14 protein-coding genes are annotated in these 15,883 nt (G+C 65.8%); 6 read left to right on the forward strand and 8 right to left on the reverse strand.

All coding sequences use genetic code 11. The features are described 5' to 3' along the window. From IED13_RS02870 to IED13_RS02895, 6 genes are all read right to left on the reverse strand, one after another. Positions 1-1,068 (reverse strand): hypothetical protein (locus tag IED13_RS02870; protein WP_191123322.1); only part of this gene is annotated, 1,068 nt, incomplete at its 3' end. 64 nt (positions 1,069-1,132) lie between these two features. Further along, a complete protein-coding gene (locus IED13_RS02875) occupies positions 1,133-1,825 on the reverse strand; it encodes a class I SAM-dependent methyltransferase (RefSeq protein WP_191123323.1) in 693 nt (230 codons plus the stop codon). Between the two features lie 37 nt (positions 1,826-1,862). Further along, a complete protein-coding gene (locus IED13_RS02880; protein ID WP_051987807.1) occupies positions 1,863-3,020 on the reverse strand; it encodes a glycosyltransferase in 1,158 nt (385 codons plus the stop codon). Between the two features lie 71 nt (positions 3,021-3,091). Next, the gene (locus IED13_RS02885; protein WP_142020519.1) at positions 3,092-3,784 is read right to left on the reverse strand and encodes a sugar transferase; all 693 of its coding nucleotides are present in this window, start codon (positions 3,782-3,784) and stop codon (positions 3,092-3,094) included. Between the two features lie 285 nt (positions 3,785-4,069). Continuing rightward, positions 4,070-4,702, reverse strand: a complete 633-nt coding sequence (locus IED13_RS02890; protein WP_191123324.1) for a LuxR C-terminal-related transcriptional regulator — start codon at positions 4,700-4,702, stop codon at positions 4,070-4,072. A 70-nt stretch (positions 4,703-4,772) separates the two neighbouring features. Beyond that, positions 4,773-6,050 (reverse strand): polysaccharide biosynthesis/export family protein, encoded by a 1,278-nt coding sequence (locus tag IED13_RS02895; protein WP_191123325.1) that lies wholly within the window; start codon positions 6,048-6,050, stop codon positions 4,773-4,775. Between the two features lie 251 nt (positions 6,051-6,301). Here IED13_RS02895 and IED13_RS02900 point away from each other — a divergent pair, with 251 nt between their 5' ends. Together IED13_RS02900 and IED13_RS02905 are read left to right on the forward strand one after the other, a co-directional pair. Continuing rightward, positions 6,302-6,529 (forward strand): hypothetical protein, encoded by a 228-nt coding sequence (locus IED13_RS02900; protein ID WP_038362113.1) that lies wholly within the window; start codon positions 6,302-6,304, stop codon positions 6,527-6,529. Positions 6,530-6,660: 131 nt separating this feature from the next. Next, entirely contained in the window at positions 6,661-7,425 is a 765-nt protein-coding gene (locus IED13_RS02905; protein WP_191123326.1) for a hypothetical protein, read from the forward strand. 110 nt (positions 7,426-7,535) lie between these two features. Here the strand turns inward: IED13_RS02905 and IED13_RS02910 are convergent, their stop codons facing one another. Then, a complete protein-coding gene (locus IED13_RS02910; protein ID WP_248312434.1) occupies positions 7,536-8,705 on the reverse strand; it encodes a glycosyltransferase in 1,170 nt (389 codons plus the stop codon). Positions 8,706-8,853: 148 nt separating this feature from the next. On the opposite strand from IED13_RS02910, the gene IED13_RS02915 reads away from it, so the two are divergent. Beyond that, on the forward strand, positions 8,854-9,894 hold the full coding sequence (locus IED13_RS02915; protein WP_191123328.1) for a glycosyltransferase family 2 protein: 1,041 nt from the start codon (positions 8,854-8,856) through the stop codon (positions 9,892-9,894). A 414-nt stretch (positions 9,895-10,308) separates the two neighbouring features. On the opposite strand, the gene IED13_RS02920 is transcribed toward IED13_RS02915, so the two are convergent. Further along, a complete protein-coding gene (locus IED13_RS02920) occupies positions 10,309-11,199 on the reverse strand; it encodes a MurR/RpiR family transcriptional regulator (RefSeq protein WP_191123329.1) in 891 nt (296 codons plus the stop codon). Positions 11,200-11,438: 239 nt separating this feature from the next. On the opposite strand from IED13_RS02920, the gene IED13_RS02925 reads away from it, so the two are divergent. From IED13_RS02925 to IED13_RS02935, 3 genes are read left to right on the forward strand one after another with little or no spacing between them, the layout of a single operon-like run. Next, a complete protein-coding gene (locus IED13_RS02925) occupies positions 11,439-12,764 on the forward strand; it encodes an aspartate aminotransferase family protein (RefSeq protein WP_038362630.1) in 1,326 nt (441 codons plus the stop codon). 8 nt (positions 12,765-12,772) lie between these two features. Next, the gene (locus IED13_RS02930; protein ID WP_191123330.1) at positions 12,773-14,242 is read left to right on the forward strand and encodes a M81 family metallopeptidase; all 1,470 of its coding nucleotides are present in this window, start codon (positions 12,773-12,775) and stop codon (positions 14,240-14,242) included. Positions 14,243-14,284: 42 nt separating this feature from the next. Then, positions 14,285-15,865: an ABC transporter substrate-binding protein gene (locus IED13_RS02935; RefSeq protein WP_191123331.1), complete on the forward strand. Its 1,581-nt coding sequence runs from the start codon at positions 14,285-14,287 to the stop codon at positions 15,863-15,865. Positions 15,866-15,883 lie beyond the last annotated feature (18 nt).

Raw genomic sequence — 15,883 nt, forward strand, 5'->3', positions numbered from 1 at the left:
GTCGAGGAAGTTCTGGAATGAGATGACGTTCCAGGAGCTGCGTTCGACCCCGGAATCGGAACTCGCCTTGTTGAGCACGACGAGGTCGACATAGCCGTAGATTTTCGCCACCGCGTCGGGATCGAGCAGGAGAAGCAGGACGACCGCCAGCCCGACGACCGGCGCGCCGAGTGCGAAGATGGCTGTCAGCTGCACCCCATTGCCCAGCACGAGCCGGGCGATGGCGAAGGCATAGAGCAGGAGGAGCATCACCGGCGCGCCGACCAATCCGGTCGAGGACGTCGACAGCACGATCAGGACGAGCGAGAGCCCGGCGAGGATGCCGGTGAGCCGCGGGCGCACGCCGCAGAGCCACAAGGTGCCGGTGAAGCCGAGGACGCCGAGCGTCGAGCGCGCGAAGACCGAAGCCTCCGTATACGAGCCGACGATCCGCTTCATCCCGGCGATCTCGGAGTCGGTGTGCAGCGTGTAGCGGGCATTGCGGATGAAGCCGAGCAGCTCCTGCGTGCCGGTGGAGTAGGTCGCGATGTCGAGGATGGCGAAGACGGTGTTGGCGATGCAGCAGGCGAGCAGCCCGTTGAAGACGGCCGAGAAGCCCTCGCGCGTCGCGGCAATGGCGGTCAGCGTGATCAGGCAGAGCAGGGTGGTCGAAAGATAGAGGCTCTGCGTGACATTGCTCGAGACCGGCGCCAGCGGCACCGTCGAGCCGGTATCATCGAAGGCCGTGGTCCCGAGCGGGATGATCTCGGTGAGGCCCGCGAACACGCGCGGCATCAGGAAGGCGCTGGCGATGCCATAGACGACGAGGCAGGTGAACCAGAATGCGGGCTCGTCCGGATGCAGGGTCCGAATGGCGGCCGCGGCCTCGCGGCGGCGGCTCAGCACGCCGCAGACCAGGAAAACCAGCATCACATGCCCGGGCTGGATGTTGGCGGCGCCGATCAGCATGGCCGCGGCCGCTCCGAGGACCGCCATGATCGCGAGCCCATGGACGAGCGCGCCCGTGCCGAGCATCAGGCAGACCAGGCCGATCAGGATCGTCAGCACGCCGATCGGCTCGATGCTCATCGCAGCCGAGCCTTCCGCGATGGCGACGGCGCGCCTCCAGCCTGATCGTGCCCGCACGCCATGGTCATTCGGCCAGCACCATCAGCGAGTAGCCGCCCAGCACCCGGACCGCCAGGTCCGGATTGAGCGAGAAGCAGAGCCGGCGCGGCAGGCGCATCAGCCGGCTGCTCAGCGCCTGGTTGGGCAGCTCCAGCCGACTCGCGGTGTAGGCGTGATCGATGACCCGGTAGCCGCAATCCGCCAGGGTCGCGAGTGCCGTCTCCTTGAAGAAATAATGCAGGTGGCCGACATTCTCGCGCAGCTTGGTGATCGGCCAGCCGCGCAGCAGCGACTGGACGGAAAGATCGAGCGGGATGTGGAAGACCTTGTAGCGGCCCTTGCCGCGCAGCGCCTTGATGAAGGCGATGTAGTCCTCGACATGCTCGATCACGTCGGCGATGACGAGCAGTTCATAGTCCGACGGGCCCTCGGTCGTGAAATCGCCGAGCGAGAACGTGACCGTGTCGGTCTCCTTGTACTTGGCGCGCTGATAGGCGTGCGGCGAGATCTCGTAGCCATGGAAGCGCGCCGCCGGGAACGCCTTCGCCAGGTTGAACAGGATCTCGCCGGTGCCGCAGCCGACCTCGCAGGCCTTGTCGAAGACGATCGCGTTCTTGCGCAGGATGGCCTCGACCTGCCGCGCCTTCCAGGGCGAATCCTCCTCATGCCAGGTCGGGTTCAAATCGGCATAGACTTCGCTCTGGTAGATCGTCTGCATCAGGTTCTTCCTCGATATCGCGAAGGGCCGGCCTCGTTCAGGCCAGGCTCTGGACCAGGGCCGGGCGTGGCTGAGCCGGCGGCATGGCCATCGAGAATGTCCCGGCGAGCGGCTTGAGCAGCTGGTTGATGTGGAGGGCCATCTGCTTCTCGAAGACGGCGGTCGAGAAATTGCGGGCATAGGCCGCGATCTCGCGCGGCTGCCAGGTGATCGCCCTGGCCCGCTCCTCGGCGGCGATGAGCGCATCGACGCTCTGCTCGTCGAAGAAGACGCCGCTCATGCCGTCGATCACGGTCTCGGTCGCACCGCCGCGGCGGAACGCGATCACCGGCCGCCCGCTCGCCATGGCCTCGACGGGCACGATCCCGAAATCCTCCTCGCCCGGGAAGATCAGGGCGCGGCAGCGCGAGTAATGATGGCGCAGGGCGCTGAAGGGCTGCGGCCCGAGCACCTGGACGTTCGGCTTGGCGATCCGGCGCAACTCGGCGAGCATTTCGCCCCCGCCGATCACGACCAGGCGTCGGCCGGTGCGATTGAAGGCTTCGACGGCGAGCTCGGGCCGTTTGTAGCCGACGAGCTCGCCGACCATCAGGCAGTAATCCTCGACGAGATCGTTCGGCAGCACCTCGAAAGCGTCGACATCGACCGGCGGATGGATCACCGTCGAGGCGCGGCGATAATAGCGGTGCAGCCGCGTGGCGACCGTCTCGGAGTTGGCGACGAAGTGATCGACGCGATTGGCCGTGACGCTGTCCCAGTTGCGGATGTAATGGGCCAAGGCCGGCATCATCAGGCGCGTGATCGGCCCGGCACGTTCCCTGTATTCGTGGAACATGTTCCAGATATAGCGCATCGGCGAATGGCAATAGCAGATGTGCATCGCGCCGGGCGGCGGCACGATCCCCTTGGCCGGCCCGGACTCGCTGGAGATGACCAGGTCATAGCCGCGCAAGTCGAGCTGTTCGAGCGCCAGCGGCATCAGCGGCAGATAGCGCTGGTAGAACTTCGCAGCGCGCGGCAGCCTGCCGACGAAACTCGTCGTGACCTTGTGGCGGCGGATCTCGTCGGAGACCGCGTCGGGCACATAGACATGGGTGAAGACATCCGCGTCGGGATACATCCGGCACAGCGCCTCGATGACCTTCTCGCCGCCGCGCATGCCGACGAGCCAGTAGTGGACGATCGCTATTTTCATGGGCCGAGGAACTCCATGGAACTCTCGTGGTCCGGGCGTGGCACGTCCGGCACCGTCGTCCTGCGGCTGCCTTATCGGCTGCCGCGCTGCATCAGCACCGCCGGCACTGTCTTCACCAGGATCTTGGCGTCGAGCAGGAGGTGCCATTCCGAGGCGTACTGGCTGTCGAGCGAGACGCGGGTGGCATAGGAGCAATCGCTGCGGCCGCTGATCTGCCAGAGGCCTGTCAGCCCGGGCGGAACCGAGAAACAGTGGCTGAAGGCTTCGCCATAGCGTTCGCGCTCGGCTGCCACGATCGGGCGCGGCCCGACGAAGCTCATCTCGCCGGCTATGATGTTGAAGAGCTGCGGCAGCTCGTCCAGGCTCGAGCGCCGGAGGAAGGCGCCGACCGGTGTAATCCGTGGATCGTATGTGAGTTTCTGGCTTTCGGCCCATTCCTGCGCGGCGACCGCATCGGAGGCCAGCAGATGCTGCAGCGCCTCATCGGCATTGATGGCCATGGTGCGGAACTTCAAGCAGCGGAAACCCTTACCGCTGCGGCCGATCCTCGGCTGCTTGAAGAGGGCCGGGCCGCCGTCGCCCGCCCGGATCAAGGCGGCGATGAGCAGCATCAGCGGCGCAAGCAGGAGAACGAGAGCAACACCTGCCGCAATGTCGATGGCTCTTTTTACTATGCTCCGCATCGAGCTGTATTCGCTTCGCGATGCACGCATGTGCAAAGCTAAGGACGCCGGCAAATTTTGCGAGTCCGGAAAGCGGCTCATTGCAGCACCCTACTCATAATCTGCATATTAACAGATTATTAACGAGCATCGAATACATCGCAATAGGATTTTGTGCGTTGCAGCATATTTGCTCAGGCCGATTGCGGGCTGGCTACAAACTGAACGTTGTCAGTAAAATGCCTGACAGATTTGATGCAATTCCGCCGCTTTCTGCGCCAACGGCGAGCCGGCCGTCATGGCATGCGAGCCTTCGCTGGGCGGCGGTGACGCAGCTGGAAGGCAGCGCCATCGATGTCGGGTTCGCTCGACGGCAGTCTAAATTCTTTAGTCGTGGGACTGAAACCATCCCTGGGTAATCGCGTATTGCACGATCTGCTGGCGGCTCTCGATGCTCAGCTTGCTGCTGGCGCGCGCCTTGTAGGTTTCCGCCGATTTCTTGGTAATCCCGATCCGCGCGGCCGCCTCGCGAATACTGAATCCGAGAGCGATCAGGCGGAGGATTTCTTTCTCCCTCTCGGTCAGGACCGAGCCGCGCCGCGTTCCCCCGACCGTCAGAAGGGGGTGGGGGGAATCGAGGAAGGAGCCGCCGCGGAGGACCGTGGTGATCGCCTTGCACACGACTGAAACGGGCGACTGCTTGAGGACGTAGCCGCGCACGCCGAAAGCGAGCAGGCGGTGGGCGCGGGCATTGTCGAGTTCCTCGGCCACGACGAGGATCCGCTGCGATGGCAGATCGTTCAGCAGGCTTTCGACGACTGAAATCCCGTTGAAATCATCGCCGACGACCGCGACGTCTGGAGCTGCCTTCTCGATGACTTTCGCGAGGTCGGCGGAGGAATGGGCCTCGCCGACAACAGCGATGTTCGGTTGCTCGGCCAGGCAGAACCGCAGTCCCGCCAGGAAGATCGGGTGTTCGTCTGCGAGGAAAATGCGAGCGGGGCGCTCGGATGACAGCATAGGCTTGCCTCCGCATGGACGGGAGCCTGGTTGAGCCGATCGCAAATCGGCTCGGATGTGCCAGCGATAGCTAGTTCTGCGCCCCGGCCGGTCCGGCAGGGGGCAGCGCCGAGATGATCGATTGCAACGAGGCTCGCTCGACCCTGACGATATCCCCGGGCAGGATTGGCGAGGTCTCCTCGACCGCGATCTCGTTGACCGTGTCGCCCTGGCGCCTCTGGACGCTGAAGCGCATGCGGGCGAGCTGCTTTTCCTGCTGGCTCTGCAGCCTTGGCGCGAGCGCGGTCGATTCATGGATGAGCGCGCGCAGCGACGCGATCCGGTCTTCCGACTGCTTGAGCGAGAGCTGGGTCTCGCGCAACTCGCGCCCGATATCGATCTCGCGCTGGTTCTGCACATCAGCGCGCATGCGGTCGATGCGGCTGATCTCCTGTTTCGCACGCGCCGTCGCCAGCATCAGATCGAGTCCCTGGCTCTCGGATTGCGCCAGGTTTTGCTCGACCGCGAGCTGGCGCGGACTCACGGCCAGCCCTTTGCTCATCAAGCTGTTGATGTTGTCGAGTTCGCGGCGGATCAGATCCTGCTGGCGCTGCTGGGTCACCGCCTTGGCGCCGAGCGTACGCAGCTCCTCCTCGATCAGGCCGCGCGATTGCTGCAGGAGGTCGAGTTGCGAGCGGATGGCATTGCGACGCGAGGCGAACAATGCGCTCTCCTCGCGCATCGCCTGGGCGGCTCCCTCATCGAGGTTCCCGCGCACATCCTCGGAGAACATGATCGTTTCTGCCTGTCGCGTTTCGGCCAGCAACCTGTCGCGACGCATCTGCAGGGCCAGCAACTGCGTCTGCTGAACACGAATCTCGCCCTCGGCGACGATCGTCTCGCGCTCGAAACGGCCCAGCGCCAGCTCCATGCGCTGGAACCCGCCTGCGATCGCGACCGCCTGCAAGGTGGTCATCGTCGGCCGGAAGGCATATTCGCCGGGTTTTTCGACGGCGCCGACCACGTAGATCGGCCGATACTGCGCGATCTCGACGGCCGCAGCCGGCGCATTGACCAGCCCGGCGGTCTCCTTCAGCCGCTCCGAAATCAGCGCCGCGATCTCGGCCGGCGCCTTGCCGTCGACCGAGAAGGTGCCGACCACCGGCAGCGAGAGCATGCCGGTGGAGCTGACGGCGAACTCGCCGCTGAGAGCCGACCATTCGAAGAGCTCGCGCGAGTTCGGCCGCCATTCCGATACCTTGATCTTCAGCCGATCCTGCGCGGCGACACGGTATTCGAACTCGTTTGCGCCCGCTCGCGTGCCGTCGGCAAGGACCGTTGTCAGCGCCGCGACAAGCAGCGCAAGCATGCGGACCGCGGCCCAGGCGCATTGCGGGACAAGGCAGGCAGAGAGAGTGAGGTATCTCACAAAACACTCCACGGCAGACCACTCTGGCAAACCCCCAAGCAAATCCGTTGCCAGTCCCTCGAGGGCCGTTAGCGTGCCCTTAACCATGAGGGTCCAGGCTGGTGGAAATCCCACGCGCGCCCGAAGCCTTTCTCGGGACGGCGAGCAAAGCTATAGTCACTGGCCGATAGCGAGCCGCGAAAGCACGAGCGATGCTGATCGTCTTCTTCCTGGCTGCCATCGCCAGCGGTGCGCTGACCCTCTGGTTGATGTGGCCGCATGGCCTGCTGGTCGCGTTCATCGCCACCGCCGTGGTCGCCAGTGCGATCGTCGCCGTTTGCGCCGTGCTCGTCGCCGTCCTCAGGTCGCGCAGCGCGACCGGTGATGAACCGCGTCCGCGTGGCGTCCTCGATCTCCTCGGGCCGCGCCAGCCTCGCTGAGCGCTTGCGCCGCGGGCCTTCTGGCACATGAATTGCTCTTCTGGCACATGAATTGCTGATGATCCCCGCAACAGCGGCTTGCGCGATCGCGCCTCTTGCCGCGGCCTGCCATTGCGATGGGAGAGGGGGCGATGACGTTGCCTGTCCGGTTTCGGAGTTCGGATCGAGACCGCGACACGGATCTCGACAGGCTGGGACCGCTCTACGGGCAGCTCGAGCAGGCGCTCGCCGCGATCGAGCGCGAAAGTTCCGGGCTGTCGCGCCGGCTCGACGAGGCTCGCACCCGCGCGGCAGCGCTGCTCGGCAATGAGGACGGCATCTATTTCGAGCGCGAGCCGACCGACGAGGCCAGGCTGGTCGAGGCGGAAGCGCAGATGATGGCGGCCTTCCGCCGGCTCGAACAGTTGCGGGAGCAGCAATCGATGATCGCCGCCTGGCGCACGGAGATCGACGACACCGATCTCGGGCGCATGCTGCGCAGCGGGCCCAGATCGAACCGTTGGGCCGCCCGCCTCCTGCGCTGGGTGCGGGCGCGGATGGCCGCCATCCGCCGCCTCGCCCGCTTCTCCGGCTGGGCGCTGATGCTCGTGATCGTCCACGCGACATTGTCCGGCATCGAGCAGCGGCCATCCGTCGCCTGGCTGATGCCGGATTTCGAGCGAGGCCTCGCTTTCCTCGCCGCGGCCGCCGCCTTCGCGATCGGCTATCCTCGGCAGCGCCTTCTCATCTTCGCCGCTGGCCTTGCCGCGGTGATCTCGCTCGAACTCGCCCAGAACTGGTCGCCGACGCGGCACGGCACCATCCACGACGTCTGGATCAAGGCCGCCGGCCTTGGGCTGGGTTTTGCGCTGGTATGGGGCGTGGAGCGGCTCAAACCAGCGGCGAGGAGCTGGTGAAGATCGCCCCGACGACACGGGCTTCGACGATCCGGCTCCCATCCGGGCGAGGATGACACCGTCCGCTACGAAAACGTTGATCGCCGGGCATGAGCGCGGCCGCCATGGGCTCAGGATGCGCCGGCTGGCGCGGCTGTCAGGCTGCCTCCGGCGACGGCTGACCGTGGCTGGGCGCGCCCATCGGCGGCGAGCAGGGCCTGTGCATGGGCATGCACGACCTTGTCGAGGCTGAAACGATCGATGTAGTCGATGCGGTATTGCGCATCGCGGCGCTGCGACACGACATGGTCGTGATAATGCACCATCGCCTCGACGAAACCGGCCATGTCGCCCAGCGGCACGAGCCGGCCGAGCCGGTTGTCGACAAGGATGTCGCTGGGTCCGAATTCGCAATCGAAGGCGATCACCGGCAGGCCGAAGCGCAGCGCCTCGCAGATGGCCAGAGACCAGCCTTCCCAGCGTGCGCCCGACAGGTAGACGTCGCTGTTCGACAACGGAATGGCCGGGCTGTCAGGATAGTGCTCGATCCTGACCCGGTCGGCGAGGCCGAGTTCGTCGATCAGGGCGCGGATCGCCGCCTCCTCCTCGCCATAGCCGACGAGCGCAAGCTCGGCACCCCTGCGCGTCTCGCAGAAGGCGGCAAAGGCGCGCAGAAGGACGTCGTAGCCCTTCTGATAGGCGAACCGACCCACCGTGACGAAGCGGATCGGACGGTCGATCGCGGGCGCCGGCATAGGCACGGCTGTATCGAAGGAGCGCACGGGATTTGGCACCCAGACATGTTCGACCTTGCTGGGATAATCGTGTCGGAAGGCGTCGAGCTGGCGCGGCGACGTCCCGAAGACGCGCGCCAGCCGCGGCAGGACCAGAAACCGCATGGCCTCGAACAGGACGGTTGCCTTGAATGAGCGCCGCTCGAGCCTGGGATTGCCGTGAAGGTAGAGGATGAAGCGGCGCCTGATGCCGAGGCAGGCGAGCCAGAACACCGCCGTCGGCTCGACCTGCGGCACCACGACGAGGTCGAACCGGCCGTCGGCAATCGTCTTCCGAACCCGCCGCAGCAGGTCCAGCCGCCCGTTCGAGAAGCTGAGAAGGACGTCGTATGGCCGCGGCTGGCCGACGATCTGCTCGAAGGGCGACGTGTAGAGGACGGAGATCTCGAGATCGCCTCTGTACTCGCTCGCCAGCGCCGAGCAGATCGAATCGGTGACGCGCTCGATGCCGGCAAACGACCGCGTCGGCGGCACGATGTAGAGGACCCTGGTCTTCCCGTCCGGCATCGCGCGCTCGACCATCGCTCCGGAGCCGCCGATCGGCCCGGTACGGCTCTTGCAATGTCCGCGCCAAATGGGGCGCTTCGTCGCCGCTGGCGCGGGCCCTGCGCCATGGTGGATGCGCCGCAGGCTTTAGATTTCAGCGGAGCGGCGCATGACCGGTTCGACTCCCAGGCTCGCGGTAATCATCAACTGCTTCAACTATGCGGAATATGTCGAGCGCGCGATCCGCAGCGTGCTCGCACAGGGCCGCGACGACTGTGAATTGATTGTCGTCGACGACGGCTCGACCGACGCCTCCTGGGACGTCATCGGCAGGACGGGAGTAACGGCCCACCGGACCGAGAACGGCGGCCAGCGCCGTGCCTGCATCTTCGGCCTCGACCGGACCACGGCGCCCTTCGTGCTGTTCCTCGATGCCGACGACGAGCTCGCCCCCGGCGCACTCGATGTGATCATCCCGCGGCTCGATCCGTCGGTCGCCAAGCTGCAATTCTGCCTCAGCCGCATCGACCGCGACGGCAACAGGCTGGGCTCGGCCGTTCCCGAGCCCGACCAGATTCGCATGACGAGCGATCTGAGCGAGCGTGTCCGCCGGACCGGCGTCTATGTCAGCCCGCCGACCTCCGGGAACGTGTTCAGGCGCGACCTCTGCGAATTGCTGCGCGACGCCGATTATGACGACGCGGTCGACGGGATCATCGTCCTCGCGGCCCCCTTCTTTGGCGAGGTCGTCTCCCTGCCACAGGAGCTCGGGCTCTATCGCGTTCACGATCGCAACATCTCCGGTGTCGGTCGAGCCATCGACGGCGCCAGGATCGAGCAGCACATGCAGCGCTTCCGAAACCTCATAGGCCATCTCAATCGGGTCATGCCGGCGGGGAGCGCGAGGCCGCAGCTCGATGCCGAACAGACCTTCTTCTACCTCGAGAAGAAGTCGGTCCTTGCGTCGATCGACAGGCGCATGGATCGCTTTCGGCAACTTCCCATGCTGATCAGGGTCATCAGCGGGGACTATTTTTCAGCGAAGCGGAAGCTCGCCCTTTCGCTGTTCCATATCCTGATCGCCTTCCTGCCGGTCGGGATATCGCGCCGTCTCATCGAGTTCCGTTATCGGTCCGAGCAACGCACGCCGATCGCGCTGGCCAAGGCGCTGATCGGTAACGGGAGCGATGTTCGGCCCCGGTCGCTGTGACCTGCGATCGACGGCCCTTGCGTCGTGGAACAGCTATTGGATACCGCAGCTCAACGAAGCCCCGCGGCCAGCCATCATGCCGCTTTCGATCAGCCTCCCAGAATGCGGACGTTGCCAGCGTCCGGGATGGGCCACCCTTGGCTGCTCGACTGCCAGCCTCAGCAGGCTGCCCTGAAGCAGACGTTCCAGACGTCGGCTAGGGGTCACAAACGTCAGACGTTCGTCCGGACGAAATGCGCCAATAGCGGAAGTTGGCGCTTTGCCCGGAAGCGGACATCACCAATCGGTAACAATGAAGGCTTGAGGATGAGCCGCGTTGCCCTGGGAAGGTTCGTGGCAGAGGTCCTCTTTCCGGCTCTCGAACCGATCTTGCCAGATTGTTTCAAGATTTAGCGGCGCGCTCGCCCCAAAAGACTAGATTTTTCTGCGAGGAATGGCGGTCGCATAGGTGTTCAGCGAGAGCAGGTGGCGGTCGGCGCGATGGAGCGCGGCGAGCGCCGCATTGCGATCCTTGTTGGCCAGTAATCCGCAGAGCACCTCGGAGATCGCCAGCGCCGGCGCCAGCGTGTGAAAGAAGCTCTGGCTCTCGGTGGAGCAGAGGATGGCCTGATCGGCGACGCCGACCAGCGGCGAGACCTCGCTGTCGGTGATCGCGATGATGCCGAGCCCCTTTTCGCGAGCGAGCTCGGCGAGCTCCAGGCTGTGGCGCGCGTAAGGATTGATCGAGATGGCGAGCAGCACGTCCTCGGCGCCGGCGCGGATCAACCCGTCGCCCACCGTGTCGGCCGGCCCGTCGAGATGGATCGTCTTCTCCCCGAGCAGCGCCATCACATAGTGGAAATGCCAGGCGACCGAATGGCAGGAGCGCAGGCCCAGCACATAGATCCGGCGCGCCTGCGCCAGCCGGTCGGCCGCCGCCGAGAGACGTTCCAGCGAGGCCGGTTCCGACAGGCGCGCGATCTGGGCGGCGAGCCCTTGCAGCATGCGCCGCGACAATTGCGCGGCGGCCATGTCCTGCTCGCTCTCGTCGGTCTTCATCGCGCGTGCCGCGAAGCCGTCGACGCGGAAGCGGATCGCCTCGGCATGATGGGCGCGGATATCGTCATAGCCGGCGAGGCCCAGGAACTTCGCGAGCCGCGTCATCGTCGAGGGCTGCACACCGGCATTGCGCGCCAGCTCGCGCATCGAGACCAGCGCCACCTCCTGCGGATGCTCGATGATGTAACGCGCCGCCTGCTGCAATTGCGGGGACATGCCGTCGAAGAGGCTGACGATGCGCTCGCGCAAGGGATCCGCCTGCAACATTTGAATCGCACCCTCTTTGCCCCGTCGCGACCATTCCCGCGCGCCGGTCGGATTTCAAACGGTTTCTCGGCTTTCCCTCAGCCTTTGAGGGCGTTGCGCTGGACTGTTCCGTCGCGACGGTTTTAGCGTCAATCGTTTCCGATTTGTATCATATAAAACAAATGTTGCATCACTCGATGAGGCGTGTCATGAGGCTGCGCGTCGCGGCGGCCTGTCCGCGCCAATCCGGGAAGCTTGAGATGACCAGGATTCTCCATCGCTCGATCGGCGGCCGGTTGCCGCAAGCGGTTGCGGGGCAGGGCGTCACGATCACCGACGCGGATGGCCGCAGCTATATCGACGGATCGGGCGGCGCCGCCGTCTCCTGTCTTGGCCACGGCCATCCCGAGGTCATGGCGGCGATGCGCGCGCAGATGGACCGCATCGCCTACGCCCACACCTCCTTCTTCACCACCGATGTCGCCGAGGAGCTGGCCGAGCGCCTGGTCGGGCTGGCGCCGGAGGGGCTCGATTACGTCTATCTCGTCTCCGGCGGCTCCGAGGCCGTCGAGGCCGCCATGAAGATGGCGCGGCAGTATTTCGTCGAGATCGGCCAGCCGCAGCGCCGCCATTTCATCGCGCGCCGGCAGAGCTACCACGGCAATACGCTGGGCGCGCTGGCCGCCGGCGGCAATGCCTGGCGGCGGGCGCAGTTCCAGCCGATCCTGCCGCAGACACACCATGTCTCGCCCTGCTACGCCTATCGTGGCCAGAAGGCCGGCGAGACGCCCGAGGCGTATGCCGCCCGTCTTGCCGACGAGCTGGAGGCCAAGATCCTCGAGCTCGGCGCGGAAGAGGTCATCGCCTTCATCGCCGAGCCGGTGGTTGGCGCGACGCTCGGCGCTGTCGGGCCGGTCGCGGACTACTTCGCCCGCATCCGCCGCATCTGCGACAAATATGGCGTCCTGCTGATCCTTGACGAGGTGATGTGCGGCATGGGCCGCACCGGCACGATGTTCGCCTGCGAGCAGGAGGGCATCTCGCCCGATCTCGTCACCATCGCCAAGGGGCTGGGGGGCGGCTACCAGCCGATCGGCGCGGTGCTGCTCTCGGACAGGATCTACCGCGCCTTCGCCGAAGGTTCCGGCCTGTTCCAGCACGGCCACACCTATATCTGCCATCCGATGGCGGCGGCGGCGGCCAACAAGGTCGTCGAGCTGATCTCGCAGCCGGAGATGCTGGAAAACGTCCGCCTGATGGGCGAGCGCCTTCAGGCCGGGCTCGACGCTCGCCTCGGCCAGTCGCCCCATGTCGGCGATATCCGCGGCCGCGGCCTGTTCCGAGGCATCGAGATCGTTGCTGACAAGGAGACCAAGACGCCCTTCGCCCCGGCGCTGAAGGTGCATGCCCGGATCAAGAAGGAGGCGATGGCGCGCGGCCTGATGAGCTACCCGATGGGCGGCACCATCGACGGGCGGATCGGCGATCATGTCCTGCTGGCGCCGCCCTATATCATCACGCCCGAGGAAATCGATCTGATCGTCGAACGGATCGGCGGCGCGATCGACGCGGCGGTCAGGGTCTGACCGCTGCCATGGCGTTCCGCATCGCCTTCGCCGGCTTCAATCTCGAATCGGTCACGGCCGTTCCGCAGATCGTGGAGCTGGCGGAGTTCGAGCGCGTCTGCGTGCGCGGGGCTGAGCTGACGGAACGGTTCCGCGGTACCAACACTGTACCCGGCGGCTGCCTGAAGATCTGCGAGGCCGAAGCCGCGGAGTTCGTGCCGCTGTTCCACACGCTGCTCGGCGCGCTCGGGCCGACTGCGGTTGAGGCGGTTGCGCACTACACCGGCGAGATCGCCGAGGGCCTCCGCAAGAATGGCCCGCTCGACGGCGCCATCCTGTTCCTGCACGGTGCCTGCTGGGCGCCCGGCTATGCCGATGTCGAGCGGCACGTCATCGATGCGGTGCGCGCGGCCTTTCCGGCGCTGCCGATCGCCGTCGCGCTCGACTATCACGGCAATATCGACCGCGAGACGCTGCGCGGCGCCGATATCGCCGTCGCCTATCGCCATTCCCCGCATATCGACATGGGCGAGACCGGCGAGCGGGCGACCCGCGCGCTGCTCAGGTTCCTGCGCGAGGGCCGTCGGCCGGGTCTCGCGGTGGCGCGGCCGGATGTCGTCATCCCCTCGATCATGTCGGCGACGGCGCTGGCACCGCTGGCCTCGATCATCGCCGAGGCGCGGGCCGCCGAGCAGGACGGCGATTGCGACATCTCGATCATGGCCGGCTTCTCCTATGCCGACAGTGCCAATACCGGCATGTCGGTGATCTGCCTGGACTGGGACGGGCAGGAGGCGGCCGAGGCCAAGGCGCAGGCCTTCTCAGGCCGGTTGCGCTCGGCGCGCAAGGCCATCGCCAACGCCATCCCGATCCTGAGCGTCGAGGACGCCCTGGCCGATATCGAGCGCAGTCCCGCGACGGGCCGGCCGATCGTGCTGCTCGAGCATGCCGACCGGATGAACGATTCCACCCATCTGCTGCGGGCTTTGCTCGGCCGCGATGTCGGGAGGGTCAACGTGCCTTTCCTGCTCGACCCCGAGACGGCCGCGCAGGCCAATGCAGCGGGCGAGGGCGCCGAGATCCCGGTCGCGCTCGCCGGCAAGACGGCGCCGGAGACTGGTGGGCCGGTCGAGGCAGTGGCACGCGTCCTCTGGTCGGGGCCGAAATCCTTCAACGTCTCCGGCCGCTACCAGCGCGGTTCCTTCGTCGATCTCGGGCTGACGGCACTGCTCCAGATTGGCGCGGTCCGGATCTCCGTGGTCTCGCATTTCGCCTTCGCCGTCGATGGCGACCCGTTCTTCATCTTTGGCGAGCGACCAGAAGATTACGACGTCATCCTGCTGCGCTCGAAGACGCATTTCCGCGACTACTACGAGCCGCTGGCCGACCGCATCCTCGTGGTCGACACGCCCGATCTGGGCCCTGCCAATGTCAGGCTGATCCCGTACCGCCAGCTCGACACGGCACGCGCCTATCCGTGGAGCGACGCTCCCGCCTGACGACACGCGCCAATCCAAGCAACCAAAAACGAGGGGATAACAATGACGTTTCGGTTCAGGACTTTCGGGGCTGCGGCGCTGCTCGCCGGCTCTCTTCACGCATTGCCGGCTTTTGCCGAGACGACGCTCAATGTCGTCATGCAGGCGCCGCTCAGGTCGCTCGATCCGATCCTGAGCACCGCCCAGATCGTGCGCACGCATGGCTTCATGGTGTTCGACACGCTGCTCGGCATGGATGCCAAGTACAACCCGCAGCCGCAGATGGCCGACTACGCCGTCTCAGCCGACAAGATGACCTATACCTTCACCTTGCGCGACGGCTTGAAATGGCATGACGGCACGCCGGTGACCGCGGCCGATTGCGTCGCCTCGCTGAAGCGCTGGGCCGCCAATGACGGCGCCGGGCGCACGATGATGGGCTCGGTCGCCTCGATCGAGGCGACCTCTGACAAGGTGCTCGTCGTCAAGCTGGCGAAGCCTTTCGGCCAGGTGCTGGAACTGCTGGCGAAGCCCTCGCCGGTGCCGCCCTTCATGATGCCGAAGCGTCTCGCCGAGACGCCCGCCGGCCAGCAGGTGACGGAGATGGTCGGCTCCGGCCCGTTCAAGTTCGTCGCGGCCCAGTATCGTCCCGGCGATCAGGCCGTCTATGTCAAGAACACCGACTACAAGCCGCGCGCCGAGCCGATGAGCTGGACCGCCGGCGGCAAGACCGTGAATGTCGACAAGGTCGTGTGGAAGGCGATGCCGGACATGCAGACCTCGATCAATGCATTGCAGTCCGGCGATGTCGACCTGATCGAGCAGGTGACGATCGACCTGCTGCCGCTGCTCAAGGCCAATGACGAGATCAAGACGGGCGCCATCAACGCGCTCGGCAGCCAGGTCACCGGCCGCTTCAATCATCGCCTGCCGCCCTTCGACAATCCCAAGGTCCGCCAGGCGGCGATGTATGCGCTCGACCAAGAGCAGCTGATGCAGACCGCGATCGGCGACAGCCAGTATTACAAGCTCTGCGCCTCGGTCTATGGCTGCGACGTGCCGCTCGCCTCGGATGCCGGCTCGGAATATCTCAAAGGCAGCGCCAAGGAGCGCATGGCCAAGGCGAAGGAGCTGCTGAAGGCCTCCGGCTATGACGGCACGCCGGTGCTGATGATGCAGCCGACGGACCTGACGATCCTCTCGACCCAGCCGATCGTCGCGGCCGAGCGCCTGCGCGAGGCCGGTTTCAAGGTCGATGTCGCCGCGATGGATTGGGCGACGCTGCAGTCGCGCAAGAACAGCACGCAACCCGTGGCACAGGGCGGCTGGAACATGCTGTTCACCTATTGGGGCGTCTCCGGCATCTGGAACCCGACCGTGCATGCCCTGCTCGACGGCTCGGGCGCGGAGACGGCGTGGTCGGGCTGGCCGAAAAGCGCCCGCGTCGAGGAACTGCGCGCTGCCTTCCTCACCGCGCCGACGCTCGACGAACAGAAGACAATCGCCCGCGAGATCCAGCAGATCGCCTATGACGAGGGCTTCTATTTCAATGCCGGCGAGTTCCAGTCCGTCGCCGCCTGGACCGCCAAGCTGAAGAACCTCCAGCCCGGCCCGCTCACCCTGTTCTGGGGCGTGAGCAAGTAACCTCGCGAACCGGGCGGC

This window comes from Allobosea spartocytisi, from assembly GCF_014764685.1.
Taxonomy (GTDB): domain Bacteria; phylum Pseudomonadota; class Alphaproteobacteria; order Rhizobiales; family Beijerinckiaceae; genus Allobosea; species Allobosea spartocytisi.

Bases quoted from the DNA above. Each gene is read 5' to 3' on its own strand.
- IED13_RS02875 (WP_191123323.1), bottom strand. From the start codon at position 1,825: ATGCAGACGATCTACCAGAGCGAAGTCTATGCCGATTTGAACCCGACC.
- IED13_RS02880 (WP_051987807.1), bottom strand. From the start codon at position 3,020: ATGAAAATAGCGATCGTCCACTACTGGCTCGTCGGCATGCGCGGCGGC.
- IED13_RS02885 (WP_142020519.1), bottom strand. From the start codon at position 3,784: ATGAGCCGCTTTCCGGACTCGCAAAATTTGCCGGCGTCCTTAGCTTTG.
- IED13_RS02890 (WP_191123324.1), bottom strand. From the start codon at position 4,702: ATGCTGTCATCCGAGCGCCCCGCTCGCATTTTCCTCGCAGACGAACAC.
- IED13_RS02895 (WP_191123325.1), bottom strand. From the start codon at position 6,050: ATGCTTGCGCTGCTTGTCGCGGCGCTGACAACGGTCCTTGCCGACGGC.
- IED13_RS02900 (WP_038362113.1), top strand. From the start codon at position 6,302: ATGCTGATCGTCTTCTTCCTGGCTGCCATCGCCAGCGGTGCGCTGACC.
- IED13_RS02905 (WP_191123326.1), top strand. From the start codon at position 6,661: ATGACGTTGCCTGTCCGGTTTCGGAGTTCGGATCGAGACCGCGACACG.
- IED13_RS02910 (WP_248312434.1), bottom strand. From the start codon at position 8,705: ATGCCGGACGGGAAGACCAGGGTCCTCTACATCGTGCCGCCGACGCGG.
- IED13_RS02915 (WP_191123328.1), top strand. From the start codon at position 8,854: ATGACCGGTTCGACTCCCAGGCTCGCGGTAATCATCAACTGCTTCAAC.
- IED13_RS02920 (WP_191123329.1), bottom strand. From the start codon at position 11,199: ATGTTGCAGGCGGATCCCTTGCGCGAGCGCATCGTCAGCCTCTTCGAC.
- IED13_RS02925 (WP_038362630.1), top strand. From the start codon at position 11,439: ATGACCAGGATTCTCCATCGCTCGATCGGCGGCCGGTTGCCGCAAGCG.
- IED13_RS02930 (WP_191123330.1), top strand. From the start codon at position 12,773: ATGGCGTTCCGCATCGCCTTCGCCGGCTTCAATCTCGAATCGGTCACG.
- IED13_RS02935 (WP_191123331.1), top strand. From the start codon at position 14,285: ATGACGTTTCGGTTCAGGACTTTCGGGGCTGCGGCGCTGCTCGCCGGC.